This window comes from Shewanella sp. SW32 (assembly GCF_025653365.1).
GTDB lineage: Bacteria > Pseudomonadota > Gammaproteobacteria > Enterobacterales > Shewanellaceae > Shewanella > Shewanella oncorhynchi.
Window position 1 is genome coordinate 75432 of sequence record NZ_JAKKSJ010000018.1, and the last position, 22115, is coordinate 97546.

Here is a 22115-nt window from a genome sequence, read left to right on the forward strand (position 1 = left end):
GCAAACCTTAATTCGGTTCTCCTGTTGTTTGATATCGCACCTTGTTGAAGACGTCTACGTACATCTTGATGTTTTTATGTTGATGTTCTAGTTGTGTAACACTCTGTGCTTGATACATAAGAAGTGAGTTGTTGGATTGTCGTTTGGCCCATACACTTAAGCGCTAACGAGTTAAGCTATTTAGGTTGATCAGGGCTTAACGTTCCCGCAGGAAGCACGGGTTCTTCCGCGGTAAGATCGCTCGAGTCTTCATCGGGGTCAGGTTGTTTCGACTGATTATCCACCCAGACTAACGTGTCATAGTAGCGACGGATGCTGTCGACGTAATGAACGGCTTCACTGCCTCGGGCGTAACCATAACGTGTTTTTTGATAATATTTACGCTTTTGCAGTAGCGGTAGTACCTTTTTTAAATCTCGCCAAGCATTGGGATTTAACTCCATCGATTCCGCAAGCTTACGTGCATCTTCAATATGGGCATATCCTATGTTGTAAGAGGCCAGCGCAAACCACATGCGTTGACTCTCGGGGATCGATTCTGGCAGGCGATTGATCATATCGTTCAAATACGCCGCGCCGCCGCGAATACTTTCTTCGGCATCGAGTCGGTTGGTGATCCCAATCTCTTTGGCGGTTGGCTGAGTCAACATCATCATGCCACGCACTCCTGTGGCCGAGCGGGCATTAGGATTCCAATGTGATTCTTGATAGCTGGTTGCTGCCAGTTTACGCCAATCTAAATTGCCTGCATGGGTTTCAAATAATTGTCGATAACGCGGCAATACTGTCTCAATGGCACGGATAAATGCGCGAGTATCGATATAATCGAAGCGTTTTACATGACCAAAGTATTTCTCGTTGAGGTGATCCAGCGTGCCGGCAAGCTTCTCTTGGTGCCAAAAGGCCAGCAATTTACTCATAAGTTCATCACTGTGAGTGGGAGGTAATAGCCAGATCACATCGAGTTTTTCTTCTAGCACAGGACCTGAGCGTAAGTCGGGCAGGTAGCGACGGTTGATCTGTACGCTACTAGAGTCGGCGATAGTGTAGTCAATTTCTTTGTTGGCAATCATAGCCAACAACTCTTCACTGTCTTTGTCGGTAATTTGATCCCACACCAGCGTTGGATAATGCTTTTGCAACTGGGTCAAGGTCTCGACGAAGGAAGAGTCGGCGATAACGGTGATCTTGCCTTTTAAGTCGCTGATGTCTTTTGGGGTTGGCATGCCTTCGCGATACACCAACACTTGATTCACCCGGTATAGCGGTGGACCTAAGCGGAACTGTTCTCGCCTTGTGGGCGTTTCTGTCATGCCTGCAGCAATAATATCGATTTCATTCTTTTTGAGGGCTTCGTACAACTCGATACGGTTTGTGTAGGGCACCATTTTTAAGGGCACATTTAAGTATTCGGCAAACAATACCGCCATATCGTAATCGAAACCGCTATCACCTTGGCCCGAGGTCATATAAATCTGTGGGCCGTAAAGTGTACCGACTCTTAGCTCAGTTAATTTTTTTGGCACGAATTCTGTTTCGTCCACGGTCACCTGCTGACAGGCAGTCAGTAGGAAACCTAAGATAAGAGCGAACAGAAATCGAGTCATTAAATGTACTTATAGTAAATAAAATCAATATTATAGATAGCGAGTTAACAGTGGGGCATTAGTGGTGAACTGGCTGACATTGGTGGGATTATATCCGTTTGTCTGCGATTTCGAAAAAAAATCATTCTGGGGGAAAGTGCAGTCGACACAATACTGGGCTTTTTATATCACAGGAAACACTGTTTTGCGTAAGGTCGCAGGTGATTTGTGACAGACATTTCCTTATAATAGCGCCACCTCTGACCCCTGCAATAATAAATAATAAGGTGAATAGACGTGATGGAGATCATCCGCGGAGCCCCTGCACTCTCGACGTTTAGGGTGCAAAAGCTGATGGAGGCCTGCGAAAACGCGGCGCTTCCGGTACGCCAAATCTATGCTGAGTATGTCCATTTAGCGGATTTGAGCGAGTTGCTCGACACAAATGAACGCCAGCAACTTGAAAAAATTCTCACCTATGGACCTGCGATAGAAGCTCATATCCCCCAAGGTTCACTCCTGTTTGTCACTCCTCGCCCCGGTACTATTTCTCCTTGGTCTTCAAAAGCTACTGACATCGCGCACAATTGTGGCCTTGGTAAAGTGAAGCGTTTGGAGCGAGGCGTTGCGTATTATGTCGAGTCAGATGCACTGACAGCGCCTCAGCAACAAGCCTTAAATGCGTTGCTGCACGATCGCATGGTTGAAATTATCCTCGATGATTTTACCAAAGCCGATGTGTTGTTCAAACGCACTGAGCCTGCGCCGTTTAAGAGCGTCAATATTCTTGCCGAAGGTCGCCGCGCACTTGAAGTGGCTAACACTGAATTGGGGCTTGCCTTAGCCGAAGATGAAATCGACTATTTAGTCGAGAACTTCGTCCGTTTAGGCCGTAATCCCCATGACATCGAATTGATGATGTTTGCTCAGGCGAACTCTGAGCATTGTCGTCATAAGATTTTTAACGCAGATTGGACCATTGACGGTGAAGTTCAGCCTAAGTCACTGTTCAAGATGATCAAGAACACCTTTGAAACCACGCCTGATCACGTGTTATCTGCCTACAAAGATAACGCTGCTGTGATGGAAGGTTCGGTTGCGGGTCGTTTCTTCCCCGATCCTGATGGGGTATACAACTACCACACTGAACCAATGCACATCCTGATGAAAGTGGAAACCCACAACCATCCAACCGCTATCAGCCCATATCCTGGCGCTGCAACCGGTTCGGGTGGTGAAATCCGTGATGAAGGCGCGACAGGTCGTGGTTCTAAACCTAAAGCGGGTTTAACAGGCTTTAGTGTATCCAATTTAAAAATCCCAGGTTTTGTTCAACCATGGGAAGGTAACTATGGCAAGCCAGAGCGTATCGTCAGTGCGCTGGACATCATGACCGAAGGTCCTCTTGGCGGCGCGGCATTTAACAACGAGTTTGGTCGTCCGGCATTGGTCGGTTATTTCCGTACCTATGAGCAGGAAGTCAGCAGCCACAACGGTGTTGAAGTCCGTGGTTACCACAAGCCGATTATGTTAGCCGGTGGTTTAGGTAACATTCGTGAAGAACACGTACAAAAGGGCGAAATCACCGTTGGCGCTAAGCTGATTGTGCTGGGTGGCCCAGCGATGAACATTGGTTTGGGTGGCGGCGCTGCTTCATCTATGGCATCGGGTCAATCGAGTGAAGATCTCGACTTTGCTTCTGTGCAACGTGAAAACCCAGAAATGGAACGTCGTTGTCAGGAAGTGATTGACCGCTGTTGGCAGCTTGGCGATAAAAACCCTATCCAATTTATCCACGATGTGGGTGCGGGCGGTTTGTCGAACGCTTTCCCAGAACTTGTGAATGACGGTGAGCGCGGCGGTTTATTTAATCTGCGTAATGTGCCTTCGGATGAGCCTGGCATGAGCCCGCTGGAAATCTGGTGTAACGAATCACAAGAGCGTTATGTGATGTCAATTGCCCCTGAAAACCTCGCGCTATTTACTGCCATCTGTGAGCGTGAGCGCGCACCGTTTGCGGTGGTGGGTGAAGCGACGGCGGAAAAACATTTAACGCTTAGCGACAGCCATTTCGACAATAATCCTATCGATTTACCGCTCGAAGTCTTATTAGGCAAAGCGCCTAAGATGAGCCGCGATGTGGTATCGGCCAAAGCCGTATCGCCAGCGCTCGAACAAAACAAGATTGATGTTAAAGAAGCGGTTAAACGCGTACTGAGCTTGCCTACAGTCGCAGATAAAACCTTCCTTATCACTATTGGCGACCGCACAGTTACAGGTTTAGTTAACCGTGACCAAATGGTTGGTCCATGGCAAGTGCCTGTGGCCGATTGCGCTGTGACTGCGGCAAGCTTTGATACCTACGCCGGTGAAGCTATGTCACTGGGTGAACGTACACCGCTAGCGCTACTAGACTTTGGCGCCTCTGCCCGTATGGCTGTGGCTGAGTCAATCATGAACATCGCTGGTGCCGATATCGGTTCATTTAAGCGTATTAAGCTTTCTGCCAACTGGATGTCTGCCGCGGGTCACCCTGGTGAAGATGCGGGTCTTTATGAAGCGGTGAAAGCCGTAGGTGAAGAATTGTGTCCAGAGCTGAGCCTGACCATTCCGGTCGGTAAAGACTCTATGTCGATGAAGACTGCATGGCAGCAAGATGGCGCGGATAAAACCGTGACGTCGCCTATGTCATTGGTCATTACCGCCTTTGGTGTGGTGCAAGATATTCGCAATACAGTGACGCCAGAGCTACGCACCGATAAAGGCGAAACGTCTTTACTGTTAGTGGATTTAGGTGCGGGCAAAAATCGTTTAGGCGGTTCTTGTTTAGCCCAAGTGTTTGGTGAGCTGGGTGATATTGCGCCGGATCTTGACGATGCTGCACTGCTGCGCGGTTTCTTCGAAACGATGCAAAATCTGGTGGCTAAGAAGTCGGTTATCGCTTACCACGACCGTAGCGACGGTGGTTTATTCACTACCTTAGTGGAAATGGCTTTTGCCGGTAATACAGGTTTAGACATAGATGTAGAAGACTTGCAGGGCACTGATTTAGAACGACTCTTTAATGAAGAGCTCGGCGCTGTATTGCAAGTGAGCCGTGACAATGCTGCGAAAATTGCCGCTCAGTTCGCTATCGCTGGCGTGCCTTGCCATGTGATCGGAACTCTAGCCGACGATCAACGCATCACTATTAAAGATGGCGCGCGTGAAATCTTCAGTGATACCCGTGTAGCGCTGCGTACTGTGTGGTCAGAAACCACGTATCGTATGCAAGCTCTGCGTGATAACCCAGCGTGCGCGCTTGAAGAGTTCAAACTTAAGCAAGACGAAACTGATTTAGGCTTAACCGTTAACTTAAGTTTTGATCCAAGCACTGATGTTGCCGCACCTTATATCCTTAAGGGCGCTGCGCCTAAGATGGCGATTTTGCGTGAGCAGGGCGTTAACTCCCACGTGGAAATGGCAGCTGCTTTTGACCGCGCTGGATTTGAAAGCCGCGACGTACACATGTCGGACATTTTATCTGGCCGTATCAGCCTAGAGGATTTCCAAGGCCTAGTGGCCTGTGGTGGCTTCTCCTACGGTGACGTATTAGGCGCAGGTGAAGGTTGGGCTAAGTCGATTCTGTTTAATGAGCGAGCTCGCGATGAGTTTTCTCGTTTCTTTGAACGTGACTCAAGCTTTGCCCTTGGCGTGTGTAATGGCTGTCAAATGCTGTCAAACCTGAAAGAAATTATCCCAGGTAGCGAGCACTGGCCACGTTTTGTGCGTAACCGCTCGGAGCGTTTCGAAGCGCGTTTCAGCTTAGTTGAAGTGCAACAGAGCCCGTCGTTATTCTTCCAAGGTATGGCCGGTTCACGTATGCCCATTGCTGTATCTCACGGTGAAGGTTTGGCTGAGTTTGCTAGCCCTGAAGCGCTGGCGATTGCCGAAGCGTCAGGCACGATTGCGCTGCGTTTTGTCAATGGTAAAGGTGATATCGCGACTCAGTATCCACAAAACCCGAACGGCTCGCCAAATGGCTTGACTGGGATTTGTACCACAGATGGCCGCGTAACCTTGATGATGCCGCACCCCGAACGTGTATTCAGAACTGTGGCTAACTCTTGGCATCCAGATGTTTGGGGTGAAGATAGCCCTTGGATGCGTATGTTCCGTAATGCGCGAGTGACCTTAGGTTAAGCGTTTAAAGTCAACGGCTTTTGCCTTTGTTGAGGGGCAAAAGCAGGTTAATGAAAGCGTAAAAAAGGAGCGATAATTTCGCTCCTTTTTTTATATATAAAATGCATTTTATGGAAGTGATTGTATTTCAAATTATTAACGCTTATTGCAAATAATCTAATGGATTAAAGTGGCAAAATAGCCACTTTAATCGGTAAATACCTATTAATAGGTATGTTGCGCATTTGATACGGGGCGTGGTGTTTTATGGGGTTCTGGTGTTGTTGGGGGATGCTAGGGTCTTAATATAGAAAAAGCCCCCAATCTCAGGGAGATGGGGGCCCGTTTTGCGCTAACAAAACTTCACATAAATGCAATAAATTTCACGAGTAATTCTGGGGATTATTTCAGCTCATTAGCTGTATAAAGTTCAACAAAAACACGCTTGTAGCTGTTAACCAGACGTTCAAATAATTTAGTCATATCGATATCTCCACACCAAAAGTTAGTACCTATGTGCGCGAAGTTGGTCTTGGCTGGGCTACGACACCAGTTCTACCAAATTGTCTCCTTAACACAGGACATATATTAAACAACTTAGGTTAGCTTCTCAAACGAGAAAAAATACAAATATTCATTATTAAAACTAATGCATTTTAGCCTGTTAGATTGTGGTTTTTTATATTTATATGTATTTATATTTGATTTTAAAGGTTTTAAATTGTGGCCACTTAAATTTGTGACAATATTTTTTTAGTTAATTTGTTGCAACATTATTTATTTATTGGTTTTTTGATGGTTAGAGCTGATTTTTACTGCCTAGTTGGTAAAAGTATGACTTTATATTAATTAATGGCTGCTCAATACTCTTGTTTTTATCGATTGTCAATCCTCTCTGGTGGGGAAGTGTGTGCCTCACCGCAAAACCCACCTAAACCCCTGAGTTTGATTGATTTGCATCAAAGCGAGGTGGTATAAAATAGCCACAAATGAAAATGAATAAATATCTTAACTATCTGATATTTATATCGATGAAATCATTTGATTGAGTGAGTGGTAGGGCGTCGGTCTCAGTTACTTGCGATAGTGTGACTCGCGTCTCAATATGCAACAGATATTGGTACTTTTTAGCCCTTGCTGCTTCGAACTAATGCAAAAGATTAAATTTAACGGTTTATACTGTTGTCGCAGATATAAACACAAAATGAAAACTCACTATCCTACAAAGGCACTTGCTGTGATTGACGCGGGTTTTGTCATAGCAATTGGACGCACCAAGTAAGGAGTCACCGATGATTGTTGAAGAGGTTGTTGAGCTATCGCGGTTGCAGTTTGCGCTGACAGCCATGTATCACTTCCTATTTGTTCCCTTGACTTTGGGGTTGGCATTTTTGCTGGCTATCATGGAATCACTGTATGTGATGACAGATAAACAAATTTATAAAGATATGACTAAGTTCTGGGGTAAGTTATTTGGTATTAACTTTGCCTTGGGGGTTACCACAGGTTTGGCAATGGAATTCCAGTTTGGTACTAACTGGTCTTACTATTCGCATTACGTAGGGGACATCTTTGGTGCGCCTCTGGCTATTGAAGGTTTAATGGCCTTCTTCCTTGAATCTACCTTCGTGGGTATGTTCTTCTTCGGTTGGGATCGTTTCACTAAGCGTCAGCATTTAGTCGTGACTTGGTTAGTGGCCTTTGGTTCTAACATGTCCGCATTGTGGATCTTAGTGGCAAACGGTTGGATGCAAAACCCTGTGGGTTCAGTGTTTAACTACGAAACCATGCGTATGGAAATGACCAGCTTCGCTGAGGTTGTGTTTAACCCTGTCGCGCAGGTTAAGTTTGTTCACACCGTCGCTTCGGGTTATGTGGCGGGTGCCATGTTTGTACTGGCGATCAGTGCTTATTACATCCTCAAGAAACGTGACTTACCTTTTGCTCGTCGCTCATTCGCGATTGCGGCAAGCTTTGGTATGGCGGCGATTCTGTCGGTTATCGTGTTAGGTGACGAATCTGGCTATAAAGTGGGTGAAGCACAGCGCGTTAAGTTAGCAGCGATTGAAGCTGAGTGGCATACAGAGCCTGCTCCAGCGGCCTTTACTGCTGTCGGTTTTCCGAATCAAGAAACCATGAAAACAGATTTTGCAGTCAAAATTCCTTATGCGATGGGTATAGTGGCAACACGCTCGTTGGATGAAGAAGTGACTGGTATTCATGACTTGATTGCTGAGCATGAAGTGCGTATCCGTAACGGTATGAAAGCCTATGCCATGCTAGTGAAACTGCGTGCGGGTGAAGAAACTCCTGAACTACGTGCTGCTTTTGAAGAAGCGAAAGTCGACTTAGGCTACGGTTTCTTACTGAAACGCTACACAGACAAAGTGGTCGATGCGACTGAAGAGCAAATTAAAGCAGCAGCTAAAGATTCTATCCCGAACGTAGCACCGATTTTCTGGAGCTTCCGTGTGATGGTAGGTCTAGGCTTTATCATGTTGTTCGTATTTGCTGCGGCATTCTGGCAAAGCACACGTCATCAAATCGCCGAGAAAAAATGGGTACTTAAAGCTGCACTTTATAGCTTGCCATTGCCTTGGATCGCGATTGAGTGTGGTTGGTTTGTGGCTGAGTATGGTCGTCAACCTTGGACGATTTCTGAGGTACTACCGACCTTTATGTCTGCGTCAAGCTTAACGACTGGCGACTTATGGTTCAGTATCCTTTCTATCACCTTGTTCTACACTGTACTGCTGGTGATTGAGATGTTCTTGATGTTTAAGTTTGCCCGCATTGGTCCGAGCAGTTTGAAAACTGGTCGTTATCATTTCGAGAACCTAGAAGCCTAAGCAGAGGATTTCATTATGTTTGATTATGAAATATTAAGAGTTATCTGGTGGGCTCTGATCGGCGTACTGTTCATCGGATTTGCGGTTACTGATGGTTTTGACATGGGTGTCGGTGCGTTACTGCCAATTATAGGCAAAGACGATACTGAACGCCGTATCATGGTTAACACTATTGCTCCCCATTGGGACGGCAACCAAGTGTGGTTAATCACAGCAGGCGGTGCGTTATTTGCCGCTTGGCCTATGGTGTATGCAGTGTCTTTCTCTGGCTTCTATGTCGCCATGATGTTAGTGCTGTTTGCCCTCTACATGCGTCCAGTCGGATTCGATTATCGTTCTAAAATCGAAAATCCAAAGTGGCGTAAGTCATGGGATTGGGCCTTGTTTGCCGGTGGTTTTGTGCCACCGCTGATCATAGGCGTGGCCTTTGGTAACTTGTTGCAAGGTGTGCCTTTTGAATTCGACGAGTTCCTACGTGCGACTTATCACGGTGGTCTGTTCGGCCTGTTGAATCCTTTCGGTTTGCTGGCAGGTCTTGTGAGCGTGAGCATGTTTATGATGCAAGGCGCTTCTTGGCTACAAATGAAGACTGACAGTGAGCTGCGTGTTCGTGCTGCGAAAGCCACGCAATTCTTCGCACTGTTAGTGGCTGTGTTGTTTGCTGCTGCGGGTGTGTGGTTAGCCAATGGTATTGATGGTTATGTAGTGACTTCAGTACTGGACCATAATGCGGTTTCTAACCCAGCCATGAAAACCGTCGCAATTGAAGCGGGTGCTTGGCTTGCCAACTATGACAAATACCCCATCACTATGCTGTTCCCCATCTTAGGTGTGGCATTGCCTCTGCTAGTGATTTTGGTTAGCCGCTTTAACCGTTCAGGTTTTGCGTTCCTATTCAGCTCACTCACTGTGGCTATGGTGATTTTGACTTGCGGTGCAGCAATGTTCCCATTCGTCATGCCATCATCACTTAACCCTAACGTCAGTTTGACTATGTGGGATGCAACAGCCAGTAAAATGACCTTAGGTGTTATGACTGCTGCTGCAGCGATTTTCGTACCTATAGTGTTGAGCTACACTGTCTGGACTTACTACAAGATGTTTGGTCGTATCGGCCGTAAGCATATTGAAGATAACAAAGCCTCACTCTATTAGGCATTAAGGAGCATCTGCTATGTGGTATTTTACGTGGATATTAGGGGTTTTGTTGGCCTGTTCTTTCGGGATTATCAATGCCCTGTGGCTTGAAAATACAGAGAACATGGACAGATCGGCAGAAGATGCCGAGTAACGTCTAAACTCGATTTAAAAACCTCGCATTAGCGGGGTTTTTTATTGGGATTTTTTGATGGGCTGAGGTTATTTTAGTTTGAAGTAGAGCTGCGTTATTGTATTAGGCCAAGCAGTTAACTTCGCTGCAGAGTGGTGGTATAACTGCAGCGAATAGGCCTGATATCATCGCTTTTTGATTGTGCTCTCTGCAGATGCTTGCTCGCATGGTTTAAGATATTTTCTCCATTACTCCATTACTCCTTTACGTCAGGATCCTAAATCAAAGTCCCAAATCCCTTTCTTAAATGTTGCTCCTATCGTTTTGATGTAGTGCTGTTATAAAAAATGCCGCCCAGTTAGGGCGGCATTTAACGTTTGATAAAGCACTAACTCTGTATCTAACCTGAACTCGGGATAACGAGTGTCGAAAATCTAAATTTAACAAATAAAATCAATTACATAAAATTATTCGTTTAAAGCGAAAAATCTATTTCCTGACTGAATGCGCAGATTTTTGCGCATATCAAGGCGCTCTGTCGTACGCCATAGCGAGCTATGGTTAGACAGAGCAACGCAGAGAGGCCCGAAAAGATGCCTATTCAGCGGCTCTGCTTATCCCGAGCTCAGGTTATCTAAGTCCGTATTTGAGTTATGCCTTAAACTGGCTTATTTGGCGTTTTAAGGCGGCGGCTAAGGAAGACAGTTCATTGGCAGAATGCACTGTTTCAGTGGCACGGTGCTCGCCTTCGTTAGCGAGTTCGCTGATCTGATGCAAATTGTGGGTTATCTCTTGTGCAACACTGCTTTGCTGCTCAGTAGCCGAGGCAATATTGCGTGAGCTAATCGCGAGTTCGCCAATCCTACGGGTGATTTCCTTCAGTTGTTCACCCGTTGCTTCACCCTGTGCTGCAGATTCCATTCCTAATTGATGACTTTGGCTCATTTGTTCTGTGGTGCTTTTCACTTGAGTTTGCAGCTTTTCAATTGTTTGGCCAATTTCTACAATGGATGACTGGGTCCGCTGGGCGAGAGTTCTCACCTCATCGGCAACGACAGCAAAGCCTCGACCTTGATCGCCTGCGCGCGCCGCTTCAATCGCTGCATTTAATGCGAGTAAATTAGTTTGCTCGGCAATGCTGTTAATGACTTCGGTCACTTTGCTGATCGCTTCACTTTCATGGCTGACTTTTTCAACCGATTGATGACTGTTGCTGAGTTGCTGACTGAGTTTGAGTAAATCCTGCACCACTTTAGTCTGTTGGTTTTGACCTTCTTTGGCTGCGGCATCCACTTGCTGGCTTTGAACTGCGCCATCTTGGGCATGATTAGCCACATCGCGAATAGAGGTCGACATTTCTTCGATGGCAGTTGCAATTTGATCCGTTTGTAGCATTAAGGCCTGAGCTTCTTCACCATTCTGTTTGGCGATACTTTGTGCCTTAGAAGCTTGCTGCTCTAAACTCATCACCGAATCCTGCAGGGCAATGATCAACTGCCTTAACTCTGAGGACATGGTCGATACGCTGGTGGTGATGCGATCAACTTCGTTTTGGCTCTGTGGTTCTGATGGCGCTAAGTGATGACTGAAATCGCCACTTCCTAGCCTTTCCATATGCACTTGTAGGGCATGTAACGGTTTAAGTGCACGGATTAATACCACAGACAGCAGTGCTGTGATCAGCGCAATCCCTGTGAGGGCAACGATAGCGTTGATAGTGAGTAACTGCATACTTTCTTCATTGAGTTCACTCGCCTTAACTTGGCCTACCAACATCCAATTCCAGCCGGTTACGGTTTGGCTATAGGCAAACATAGGCTCATTTTTACTATTGCTATAACTGTACTCAGAATCATCTTTCGTGGCCTCAGCCACACTTAACCCATCGAGCATACTCTCGGTGATAACGTCGCCAGCATTAAACTGAGGATGCGCGACAAGTACATTGTCTGCTTTGCGTACTAATAGAAAATGGCCACTTTCTTCTAAGGTGATTCTGTTAACTGCTTCTTGTAATTGTTTTAAGGAACTGGTGATGTCGAAGCCAATATATAAGATACCAATAACTTTGCCCTGTGTGTCTTTCACTGGACGATAGACTGTCATGTAGTCTTTGCCGAAAAGTTTGGCATAACCTTCGTATTCATTACCGCTGATCAGCACTTGATAGCCTGGATGTGTTTTGCCAAGGGAAGTACCTAGTGCACGGCTGCCATCGGCTTTTTTGAGCGAAGTCGAAACTCGCATAAAGTCATCGCCATCACGCACGAATACCGTAGCGGTACCGCCAGTTAGATTAGCAAAACGATCGACTTTACTTTTTGATGAGTTCACTTGTTCTTGTTCATGCATTAGGGCTGGAGAGCCAACTCCCATCACATTGACAGTTTTATTTTGCAGACTAAATTGTCCAGGATACATTTCCTTAAAAACATCGGCGTTGCGTCTCGCAAGTTGCAGAAGACTATCGTACTGCAGCTCTAACATGTCTGAAACTGCACGCATTTCAGATTTCATGGCACTGATACCTTTATCTTCTAATACATTTGAAGCGGCTTTATAGGAGACGGTACTCAATACGCCAAAGATGAGAAGAGTAAGAATAAACGCGAGGGCGCCAATTTGTTTTGCAATAGGCCAATTTTTATAATTCATCGTAAGATCCTATAGGTAACGGTTACATCAATGTAGCCTAAGTTTTACTCTGTAGTCTTGATGTGGGTCTAAAACTTCTGCAATTTTAAACTCATTTCATTGATATTTTTGCAGTTTTATACTTGGACTCATCGACTTATTTTGCAGAAATGTTAGTAGATAACATGTCCAAGTACTGGCTGTATTTTGAGGGTATAGACTAAGCTGCTTAAGGTAAATGGAGTTTATAGTGTTAGAACCACATTATAGGAGAAGTGTATATGCTAGGTGAGAATCATGCGTTGGTTTATGAGTTTCCTGATTTCGTCGATCAAATTAAGCATTTAAAAGTCAATAATACCGTCTTCGCGACCATGGCTAGTCGTTACCATGAACTCGATAATAAAATTAGGGCGCTGGAGTTAACAAAAGTGCCCACCGCCGATGAGCACTTTTTAGCGTTAAAATTAGAGCGATTAAACCTTAAAGATAAACTGTACCAATATCTAGTTCATCATGCGATTTGAGCTTGAATCGCGGATGGGGTGTTCGCCGTACGGGTTTTCATCAGCAGCAAATACATAGTTGGAACCCATACCAGAGAAAGTAAAGTCGTCAGCAGGGTGCCACCCGCGATAGCAATGGCAAAGGGAGGCCAAAACCCGCCGCCAGCAATGATGAGCGGAATAAAACCGCCCACGGTGGTAATGGTCGTTGAGCTGATATGACGACCACAGCTGTTGACGGTAGAGACTATGGTTTCCATATCGCCGAGCCGAGCGCTCGGCATATCTTCTAGTTCGGCCAAGATCACAATCGCAGCGTTAATGGCAAGTCCCATTAATCCAAGTAGCCCTATGATGACCGGGAATCCAAAGGGATAACCAAATGCAAACACGGCTAATAGGCCAAGTCCTGCTGATTGTATCGCGCTCAATAGAATAATCGCTGTGAGCCGAAAGGAGTTAAACGACAGCACTACAGTGGCTAATAACAAGGTGACGACCAATATCATATTGGACAGTAAATTACCGACTGCTTCGTTACGCTTAGCGCTTTCCCCACCGATTTCAATGCGATAACCCGATGGCAACGGTAATTGAGCCACTTTATCTTTAACATCATTAAGTACTTGAGCAGGTAATACCCCACTGACAATGTAGGCTTCTATGGTATTAACCCTTTGGCCATTACGCCTTGGAATGGCGCCGCGGCTCACTTGTACTTCATTGTGGGCGAGGGCGGATAATGCAACAGACTCACCCGAAGGTGTCATTAATTGAATTTCAGAAAGGCGGCTCACCTGCTCGCGACTGTCATCAGTAAGGCGAACTCGTACGGGTAACGATTCTGTTTGCTCAAGCACGCTGCCACCGATAACGCCTGTGGTTGACATTTGGATCTGTTTGGCAATGTCCGTCAGGCTTAACCCACTCATTAGACTGGCATCTTCATTTACCTGTAGCCACAGCTTAGGCGCACCGGCACTTAAGGTTGCACGTGTGTGAAGTACGTCCGGCGTTTGCGCGAGAATATTACGAACGTCGTCGCCCAATGATCGCAAAGTATCTAGATTCGGGCCGAAGATCATTAACTCCACTGGCGCATTAAAGGGCGGGCCTTGCTCGAGTTTTCGTACTAGTACTTGCGCTTCGGGAAAAGCGCTATCAAATTGCTGTTGTAATTCGGGGATTAACTCATTCGCACGCTCAAAGTCAGTCACTTTTACCATGGCCTGTGCATAGTTAGTCGCCCCTTGTTGGCGCTGCGTCAGGTTGTAATAAAATGAGGGCGTATTACCGCCCACCACCCAATCGACTTGAGTGATCCCTGTGACTGCGTGGAGTTTTTTATCCATCAACTGCACTTGGTTCAAGGTGTTTTCTAAACTCACATGGGGCGCAAGATAGATTTCAATTTGGAACATGTCCCTGTCCGATGGCGGAAAGAATTGCTCCGTCATCTTACCCGAGGCGAAAAACCCTAATACTGGTGTAATGCCGATAAGCAGCGCGCTGACGATAGGGCGTTTAAGGGCAATTCTCAGGCTCGCTTGAAAATATTGGCTCACTAGCGGGAGGTTGATCCCGTGTTGATACCAGACATCCTGTTTACCTTCATGACTAAAACGTCCCGCGAGCCCTGCAATTAACGTATGGGAAATCACGTAAGAGCCCAGCAGCGCAAACATCACTGACATGGCAATGCCACCGACAAATTCTCCCGCAGCACCGGGCATGAGTACTATGGGCGCAAAAGCCAAAATAGTGGTGATAGTCGATCCCGCTAAGGGCAGCCAAAGATGGTGTAAGGTTTCGCTCACTGCGGCTAAACGGCTCATTCCTTGCTGACGCCTTTGTGATATGGCATCGACAATCACTATCGCATTGTCCACCATGATCCCAAGGGCGACGACGAGTCCTGTCACCGACATTTGATGTATCGGCAGGCCGATATATTTCATGCAGGCCAAGGTAAACAGCGCTGTGAGCGGCAATGAAATCGCCACTATAATGGCGTTTCTTAAGCCTAGGGTGAGGAGTAATACCAGTAAGATGATGACAAATCCTTGCAGCAGGTTAACCACTAGCCCGCCAAGTCGTTCGCTGGTGTAACTGTTTTGCTCGAATAGCCATTGGATCTGGATATTGGCGGGGACTTCGCGATTGAGTTCGTCAACGACGTTATTGACTTGCGCTTGCCAAAGATCAACACGGGTATTATCGATCATTCGTACTGCAACCATTACGCCTTGTTCACCATCGACTAACGCTATGCTATCCGCTGGGGTTTGAGCTTGGCGAGTCACTGTGGCTATGTCGCCGAGGCGAATAATTTGCCCTTGGCTATCAATTTTAAGCGGCACTTGGCGAATACGGGTTAAAGAATCAAGCTCGCCGGAGACTTCAACTAAGGCTCGAAATTCACGGTTGTTGATTTCACCCGCAGCAATTTTACTGTCGGCGCCGCTGAGAATATGGGCGATGGACGCAGGAGAGAGCTGTAACTGGCTCATCTTGTTACCATCAAGCTGCACTAGCATTTCTTCGGTTGGGGCGCCGTAAAGTTTGACAAAATCCGTGCCCGATAACAGCCTGAGCCGACTCTGTAATTCTTTTGCGTAGCGGTTTAGCATGTCGACTTGTACGGGCGTATTACTATTCCACACTAAACTTAAGATGGCGGTGTAGGCATAACCAATTTGATCATCGAGTGTGGGAGATTGTATGCCCTCAGGTAAATTAATTTTCGCATCGGCCAATAAATCCCGCGCTCGAGACCATACAGGAGCCGTTTCTTTAACTGTGTCTTTCAATTCTAACTGTATAACTGAAATCCCTGGTCGAGAGGTCGATTGGATCAACTTAATTTCTTCCAAACGCCTGAGCTGGTTTTCAATGACTTCAGTCACTAAGGCTTCTACCCGTTCGGCTGAGGCGCCAGGATAAGGGGTGATCACTGAGGCGAAACGGTTAGTTATGTGGGGATCTTCAGTACGCGGCAGGCTCGATATCGCACCAAAGCCTGCGACAAGTAATAGTGCAATAACGAGGCTGACTAAGCGGCCGTTTTCAACAAAGGCTTTAATCATAATTACCTCGTGGCTGCAGCAATGGGAGATACAGTTTGGCCTACGACCAGCTTATGCAGCCCTTGGCTGACATAGATTTCATTAGGCTGAATCGCGCCTTGAATGTAGGCCATGTCTTGGGTGGTGTAGAGGATTTCCACATCGCGGCGCTCTATGATGGATTGCTGTTCATCGTTTGCGATGACATAGAGATTCCATAATCCGCGAATACCATCCGTCAGTGCGGAAATGGGTACCCAATAGCCCGGTTGCGGGATTTGCTGTTGTTGATGCAGATACGCAATTTCGCCATTGATTACATGTGCATCTCGGGGCAGGCTTATTCTCAGTTGCAGGGTACGACTGATGGGATTGACTTCTGCGCTGATACCGGCAATTTCAGCAGTAAAGGTTTGATCTTGCACGCTGACTTGCACTTGCTGTTTGGTGTGAAATTGTTCCGCTAGCGCAACAGGAACACCAATATAAGCTTCAGGATTGATGTTACCCACTAAGGTAAAGATAGGACTGCCCGCGGCAATCACTTCGCCAAGATTATGTAGCCTTTGGCTTATGGTACCGTCAAAGGGAGCTATTAAAATGGATTTATCGAGCTTAAGTTGGTTGGCATGCTGCGAGGCGAGTAGACGGTTTTTCGCTGCGGATAAGCTATTTAATTGTGAGCGGTTTTCATCTAATAGCTGTTCAGAGACATAGCCTGATTTTTTTAATTCTTGATTACGTTTTAGAGTGCTGGTGGCCAGATCAACATCGGCTTGGGTTTGTGCCAGACTTGCTTGGATCTCTTGACGCTCGGCTTCGAGTAGCCGGGTATCGAGAACTGCAAGTATTTGTCCTTGCTTAACTTTACTCCCAGAATCGACCTGTAAATTGTTCAACTTCCCCGCTAGTTCAAAGCCTACACCTGTGGTATTACCTGCACGGATGGTGCCAGTGAAGGTCTGAAAGTGTTCATAACTTGGTGTCTGGATCAACGTTTGGCTTGTGACTGTGGGTAGCGTGGCTGTCGTAGCGTGTTCGGTGACTTCCTTTTGACAGGCGGATAATGTGGCTAAAGTAAACACGCAGACGCTAAGAGTGCGCCAAGAAAGTCGGGCAGTTCGATCCATTTTAAAGGCTTCCGCTGTAAGTTAAACGTTAATGCTATGTAACTAGACTTGCTAGTCTAGTTGCACAAAACTAGACTGTCTAGTCTATTTCGTGCTTAACTAATGCCAATTAATTATGTCTATCCATTTGAGAGTTGATATGACGCATTCCTCTGAGACGCAATTACCTTTGAGCCGTAGTGAACAAAAACGTCAGCAAGTCCTTGTGGCTGCTATTGATTTGTTTTGTCGTCAAGGTTTCCCTCATACCAGTATGGATGAGGTTGCCAAGCTTGCGGGCGTGTCGAAACAAACCGTATATTCCCATTACGGCAGCAAAGATGAATTATTTGTTGCGGCAATTGAATCTAAGTGTGTTGGCCATAATCTTAACGATGATTTGTTAAGTGATCCCACTAAACCAGAATCGGCATTAACCCAATTTGCTTTGCAATTTGGGGAGATGATTGTCAGTCCTGAAGCTATTACCGTATTCAAAGCCTGTGTGGCGCAATCCGAAAGTCATCCTGAAGTGTCGCGATTGTTCTTTGACGCGGGCCCTAAACACATAGTGGGCTTATTGGCGGATTATTTAGTCGCTGTAGAGGCGTTAGGGCAATATCGATTTGGTAATGCTCACCATAGTGCAGTGCGTTTATGTTTAATGTTGTTTGGTGAGCTAAAACTCAAATTAGAATTGGGGTTAGCGGCCGATGAGCTTTTTGACGACAGGAATCATTATATATTGGGTTGTGCTGACATGTTTTTGAGGGCGCATCGGGTAGAGTAAAGGCTTGTTTGTTTCAAAGGTATTAGTTTGTATCTTCATTTTGAAAGTGTGAACCTTTTTATTCAATAGCGCGTATTATGCACAAAAATTTATCCATTATTTTAAATGCAAGGAGCTAGCGTGGCTAATCGAGAACTCGCACCATTAAGCGTAAAACAGCGGTTGCTGAAAGGCAGTTTGTTATTGTTACCGTTAATGAGCTGTGCCGCTATTGCAGCGGATAAACCTTCGCAGGAATACAAACCTTTTAGATTAAGTGTCACACAGATCAGCACCCAAAGCGCCGAGGTAGCTAATGGCAATACTGAGCTACAAAGGGACAGCTTATTACTGAATGCTGGGATGAATGTATCGCTGGATAAGCAATGGTCGCTAGGCTTTCGTGTGGGCTATGACCGACTTGATTATGACTGGCGGAACATCACGCTTACTGGCGCAAACAATGTCGCACCGCTGTTTGGCACCGACGGACAGAATTGGGATCATATTAATCGTTATCGTGCCGGAGTGTCGTTAAATTATCGCATGGATAAACATTGGGCCTTCTTTTTAGCGCCGCAGATCCAATATGCCTACGCCGATACTGCATCGGCTAGCCAAGCTCAGAGTTACGGTATTGTGGCATCGGCCATGTATGCATTTGATTCGGGAAACATGATTGGCTTTGGAGTCGCGTATCTTAATGATATCGATGAGGTTCGCACTGTGCCTTATCTTGCCATGCGTTGGCAGATAGATGAACATTGGGCACTGGCTAACCCATTCCAAGCCGGTTTTAGTGGTCCAGCAGGACTAGAGCTCAGTTATCAATTCAATCCTGATTGGAATATTGGTTTGGGGAGTTCACGTCGTACTGAGCGATTCCTTATTGAGGATGATGATATTGCTGTAGAAACGAACGAATGGGTGAGCTATCTGCGTGGTGGTTGGCGGGCAACGCCTGCTTTAACCGTAAACCTCTATGCTGGTTATTACTTTGATGGTGAGTTAGAAGTGACAAATCAAGCCGCGCTTGAAATGGATAACCAAGGCGCAGCGGCCTTGGATATCGAATTCAAATTCTAACGTTAATGTCAGTTATTTGCCCAGCATGGCCTCTTTGAGGCTTTTCTGGGCAGGCTTATCACCTAGCCAAATTTTTAACAGTGCTTGACGGAACATTTCACCTTCGATGGTGGCTTGTTCCTGACCATTTTTATAGGCCGTCACGCCGCGGGCTTTATTGGCGACTAAGGTAAATTGGTCACCTTCTTTAATTTCTTCCTTAAACAGTGCCATAAAGGTATCTATTTGCGGTTGAATATCAGCGGTGTTTTCTGCCGTCGCTTGCTCAAAACCTTCAGTGATCGCATCGCGCATTTTTTCTGAGGTGATCATGCCTGAGGTAATGTTAAGGCGTATCGCTGCAACTGGTGCATCAATAACCGCTGCAGTGCTACTTAATGCTGCTGGCAAATACAAACTGCCTACATATAAATCCATAAAGAACTTACTGCGAACGCCCGCGCCATTGAGCTGTAATGTTTGGCTATCTAATGTCACTGTCTCGGCGACTTGCACTCCTGAGACTTCTTTGGCCATTAATGTGTGGGGTAATAACAGCGCGCTTGCTAGGGTAAGAGTGGAGAGTAACTTCATAATACACCTCAATTTTCTATTTTAATTATTGGGTTTTAAGCAGATTTTTATGAGTATTTACAGCAAAAAGTTGACCCCAACTTCTCAAATACTCGGCACCGAAAACGGATGTTAATCTAAAGAAGAGGGGAGTGATAGGCTAATTGTGCTTACGCATCATTCGAAAATGGCTATTATGGCATACTCATCATTAAATATGAGCATACCAACAAGATGACTCCTCGCGCTAAACTATTGCGTAAAAGTGTTGGCGTAAAGCTATCGATGGGAAATTATCAGCGTTAAGCGCCCTGTATAAATTATCCGCGAGTGCCTAGCTTGTATTGACCACTCTGTTCGAACATCACCGCTTGTTTCTGTTTTGGCGAGATCAAAATGGGACCGTCGTCAAAGAAAAGAAAACACTTCCAATTGCGGACGAACACATCCCAACGAGTTTCAATAATCTGATATTTTTCATAGCAAAAATACACCGGCGTCTCATCGGGCCATTGTATAAACTCAGCTAACATGGTGGGTAAACTGCTATCTTCACTATCCCAAGCGCTCTGCCAATGATCTGTTTCCACCCAAGCATCAGCCTTCGCCGCCCAATCTCCCTTAGTAAATTGCTCCGCACGACTACTCTTGTTGCTGATCCATTGATTCCAGATTTCCATCGCACTTTTATCTGTTAACGGCAGGATATGCGCCTTGTCCTCGTCGGTGACAGGCAAGTCTTTGTGGTTGAAAATCCACTTACGGCGGTATTGATCTAGCGGTATATAAGTGTTGGCCAAGCATGCTCTCCTTGGTTGAGCCTGATAACGTGTCGGGCTCAGCAAATCTCAATGCCGCAGATTATACTGATTTAGTCAAGATTAGGGAAATGGCGCAATGTGGCTATATCCTAGTATTGGATTTTATAGTAACGATTAAGAGAGCTGTTTTTTTTAAGGGATATAGACTGAGGAAGTTTTAAATTGTGTTTCTGAAAATTATTCTTATCAGAAAAATCTTCAAGTGAAGTTGAAATCACACAAGCACTATCTGGTCTCTCCACAGGGACTCGAACCCCGATCGGCCGCTTAGGAGGCGGCTGCTCTATCCTGTTGAGCTATGAAGAGACGACAGTGATTATACTGGTTTTATCTTTGATTAAAAGGCTTATGATTTAGTTGCTTAAATCTTAAGCGCTATGTCGTTTATCTGTACATTGTAGGCGGCATTTTGGTCTACAAGTACTGCGGTGGAGCTTTCTTCGCTTACTTGCTCAATTTTTACCGTTGCACGACTTTTGGTCGCGACGGCGCGCATTTCATTGAGTCTATCGGGTAAGTTTTGTTGTAATACTACTTGGAATTTATCACCGACACGAATGCCATGTTTACGGCCTAGATTTAATATAATCCTGTCTGCTTGTCGGCTAACGACTTGGCCAAGTAATGGCCTGCAATTAAGTGTGCTGTCTAAATCTCGGGTAGCCTGCAATATTAATTGAGTAATACTTTTTCCATAGGAGGAACGCCAGAATCTATTACTGTTGGGAGCAATGATAGCCTGTTCTTCAAATTCCCATGGGGCCGATGTGCTGTAGCTTTTGCTCCAGACCTCTTCGCCACTGATTCCATGATAGAGGCTGAGTTTGAATTGAAATTGCCTTAGCGGAGCTTCATCCCAAAATCCTAAGAAGGTGGGTTGTACAGGCTCTATCGATATATCAATGATCTGCGGTTGAAGAATATATTGGCTGTCGGTAATTTCACTGAGCCAGCTTGGGAGTCGATAACCGCGAATATCCACTAGGTCTTGTTCAATATCGAGTCGCTCGTTAGCATGGATGTGACTAAAGCCAGTTGAAGAGTAATCTTCTATAGTGTTCCCTAACGCCTCTGAAATGACCTCTTCAAAGCCTGAAAGTTGTCCATATCTAAGCTGAGAACGATCTTTTATTTGTGTTTGAGGTATTAAAATAGCGGCCTTTAATTGGCCATTAGGACACTGTTGTGTTGGATCATCATTTAGATCGAGGCGTAGGGATACATATATTTTATTTCCCTGAATTTGTTCACTAACGAGTTGAATGTTTATGGCTTGGGCGTTGCGATTTATCGCAAAGTTATTTTGTGTGAGGTTACCATTAGAGGTTTGTTGCTCACTGGAGATTTGAATACCTGTGCTTAATGTCGCATAGCTAACTGCTTGATTAATTGCTTCTTCCCTTGCTTGAGCTGTATTACCATTGATAATAGTTGCTTCTCCGCTGGCTTCTATCCATTCGGCTCTGGTGGGCAAAGAAAGTAGTAAAAGGCTCAAAATGATGAGCGAAGCTGAACCTGGTATGTGCATCAATTCAATCCTTATCGCTAAGCTAATGGCGATATTACCAATCGAGCCAGTTTTCTGACTCTTAATCTAATATGTCAATAAAGCAAATTTCGTGCCTGAGTATGAGAACTTTTGATAAAGTTTCCATTGTTACAGTCGATATACTGCGTAATAGAAGAATATTGTCGGACTGAGGTTAA

At 45.6% G+C, this 22115-nt stretch carries 14 protein-coding genes and 1 tRNA gene; 7 read left to right on the top strand and 8 right to left on the bottom strand.

Going from position 1 to position 22115, the window contains the following annotated elements; all coding sequences use genetic code 11:
- Positions 1 to 176: 176 nt before the first annotated feature.
- Complete coding sequence (gene mltF, locus L5M28_RS12530) at positions 177 to 1607, bottom strand: membrane-bound lytic murein transglycosylase MltF (protein ID WP_131523679.1); 1431 nt, start codon at positions 1605 to 1607, stop codon at positions 177 to 179.
- A gap of 279 nt (positions 1608 to 1886) precedes the next feature.
- Between mltF and purL the strand changes: the two genes are divergently transcribed.
- The 4 genes from purL to cydX all read left to right on the top strand — a co-directional run bounded on the left by purL (position 1887) and on the right by cydX (position 9887).
- Entirely contained in the window at positions 1887 to 5768 is a 3882-nt protein-coding gene (gene purL, locus L5M28_RS12535; protein ID WP_263203490.1) for a phosphoribosylformylglycinamidine synthase, read from the top strand.
- A 1271-nt stretch (positions 5769 to 7039) separates the two neighbouring features.
- Complete coding sequence (locus L5M28_RS12540; protein ID WP_028761244.1) at positions 7040 to 8596, top strand: cytochrome ubiquinol oxidase subunit I; 1557 nt, start codon at positions 7040 to 7042, stop codon at positions 8594 to 8596.
- 15 nt (positions 8597 to 8611) lie between these two features.
- A complete protein-coding gene (cydB, locus tag L5M28_RS12545) occupies positions 8612 to 9751 on the top strand; it encodes a cytochrome d ubiquinol oxidase subunit II (protein WP_028761243.1) in 1140 nt (379 codons plus the stop codon).
- Positions 9752 to 9770: 19 nt separating this feature from the next.
- The gene (gene cydX / locus L5M28_RS12550; protein WP_011788717.1) at positions 9771 to 9887 is read left to right on the top strand and encodes a cytochrome bd-I oxidase subunit CydX; all 117 of its coding nucleotides are present in this window, start codon (positions 9771 to 9773) and stop codon (positions 9885 to 9887) included.
- Positions 9888 to 10517: 630 nt separating this feature from the next.
- Here cydX and L5M28_RS12555 read toward each other — a convergent pair.
- Positions 10518 to 12521 (bottom strand): methyl-accepting chemotaxis protein, encoded by a 2004-nt coding sequence (locus tag L5M28_RS12555; protein WP_263203474.1) that lies wholly within the window; start codon positions 12519 to 12521, stop codon positions 10518 to 10520.
- A gap of 260 nt (positions 12522 to 12781) precedes the next feature.
- On the opposite strand from L5M28_RS12555, the gene L5M28_RS12560 reads away from it, so the two are divergent.
- A complete protein-coding gene (locus L5M28_RS12560; protein ID WP_263203475.1) occupies positions 12782 to 13027 on the top strand; it encodes a YdcH family protein in 246 nt (81 codons plus the stop codon).
- Here the strand turns inward: L5M28_RS12560 and L5M28_RS12565 are convergent.
- The gene (locus L5M28_RS12565) at positions 13015 to 16092 is read right to left on the bottom strand and encodes an efflux RND transporter permease subunit (protein ID WP_263203477.1); all 3078 of its coding nucleotides are present in this window, start codon (positions 16090 to 16092) and stop codon (positions 13015 to 13017) included. The two genes, L5M28_RS12560 and L5M28_RS12565, sit on opposite strands and share 13 nt — an antisense overlap.
- A gap of 2 nt (positions 16093 to 16094) precedes the next feature.
- On the bottom strand, positions 16095 to 17201 hold the full coding sequence (locus L5M28_RS12570) for an efflux RND transporter periplasmic adaptor subunit (protein ID WP_263181301.1): 1107 nt from the start codon (positions 17199 to 17201) through the stop codon (positions 16095 to 16097).
- Between the two features lie 139 nt (positions 17202 to 17340).
- Between L5M28_RS12570 and L5M28_RS12575 the strand changes: the two genes are divergently transcribed.
- Positions 17341 to 17970 (top strand): TetR/AcrR family transcriptional regulator, encoded by a 630-nt coding sequence (locus L5M28_RS12575; protein ID WP_131523683.1) that lies wholly within the window; start codon positions 17341 to 17343, stop codon positions 17968 to 17970.
- 120 nt (positions 17971 to 18090) lie between these two features.
- Entirely contained in the window at positions 18091 to 19035 is a 945-nt protein-coding gene (locus L5M28_RS12580) for an autotransporter outer membrane beta-barrel domain-containing protein (RefSeq protein WP_263181302.1), read from the top strand.
- A 12-nt stretch (positions 19036 to 19047) separates the two neighbouring features.
- On the opposite strand, the gene L5M28_RS12585 is transcribed toward L5M28_RS12580, so the two are convergent.
- From L5M28_RS12585 to L5M28_RS12600, 4 genes are all read right to left on the bottom strand, one after another.
- Positions 19048 to 19608 carry a chalcone isomerase family protein gene (locus tag L5M28_RS12585; RefSeq protein ID WP_105251908.1) on the bottom strand — a complete coding sequence of 187 codons (561 nt, stop codon included), beginning with the start codon at positions 19606 to 19608 and terminating at the stop codon, positions 19048 to 19050.
- 299 nt (positions 19609 to 19907) lie between these two features.
- Positions 19908 to 20387 (bottom strand): DUF2947 domain-containing protein, encoded by a 480-nt coding sequence (locus L5M28_RS12590; protein ID WP_113939450.1) that lies wholly within the window; start codon positions 20385 to 20387, stop codon positions 19908 to 19910.
- Positions 20388 to 20638: 251 nt separating this feature from the next.
- A tRNA-Arg gene (locus L5M28_RS12595) sits at positions 20639 to 20714 on the bottom strand.
- A 55-nt stretch (positions 20715 to 20769) separates the two neighbouring features.
- Positions 20770 to 21936, bottom strand: a complete 1167-nt coding sequence (locus L5M28_RS12600; RefSeq protein WP_113939452.1) for a flagellar assembly protein FlgT — start codon at positions 21934 to 21936, stop codon at positions 20770 to 20772.
- Positions 21937 to 22115 lie beyond the last annotated feature (179 nt).

Coding starts and splice junctions, on each gene's coding strand:
- mltF (WP_131523679.1), bottom strand. CDS start 1,607: ATGACTCGATTTCTGTTCGCTCTTATCTTAGGTTTCCTACTGACTGCC.
- purL (WP_263203490.1), top strand. CDS start 1,887: ATGGAGATCATCCGCGGAGCCCCTGCACTCTCGACGTTTAGGGTGCAA.
- L5M28_RS12540 (WP_028761244.1), top strand. CDS start 7,040: ATGATTGTTGAAGAGGTTGTTGAGCTATCGCGGTTGCAGTTTGCGCTG.
- cydB (WP_028761243.1), top strand. CDS start 8,612: ATGTTTGATTATGAAATATTAAGAGTTATCTGGTGGGCTCTGATCGGC.
- cydX (WP_011788717.1), top strand. CDS start 9,771: ATGTGGTATTTTACGTGGATATTAGGGGTTTTGTTGGCCTGTTCTTTC.
- L5M28_RS12555 (WP_263203474.1), bottom strand. CDS start 12,521: ATGAATTATAAAAATTGGCCTATTGCAAAACAAATTGGCGCCCTCGCG.
- L5M28_RS12560 (WP_263203475.1), top strand. CDS start 12,782: ATGCTAGGTGAGAATCATGCGTTGGTTTATGAGTTTCCTGATTTCGTC.
- L5M28_RS12565 (WP_263203477.1), bottom strand. CDS start 16,092: ATGATTAAAGCCTTTGTTGAAAACGGCCGCTTAGTCAGCCTCGTTATT.
- L5M28_RS12570 (WP_263181301.1), bottom strand. CDS start 17,201: ATGGATCGAACTGCCCGACTTTCTTGGCGCACTCTTAGCGTCTGCGTG.
- L5M28_RS12575 (WP_131523683.1), top strand. CDS start 17,341: ATGACGCATTCCTCTGAGACGCAATTACCTTTGAGCCGTAGTGAACAA.
- L5M28_RS12585 (WP_105251908.1), bottom strand. CDS start 19,608: ATGAAGTTACTCTCCACTCTTACCCTAGCAAGCGCGCTGTTATTACCC.
- L5M28_RS12600 (WP_113939452.1), bottom strand. CDS start 21,936: ATGCACATACCAGGTTCAGCTTCGCTCATCATTTTGAGCCTTTTACTA.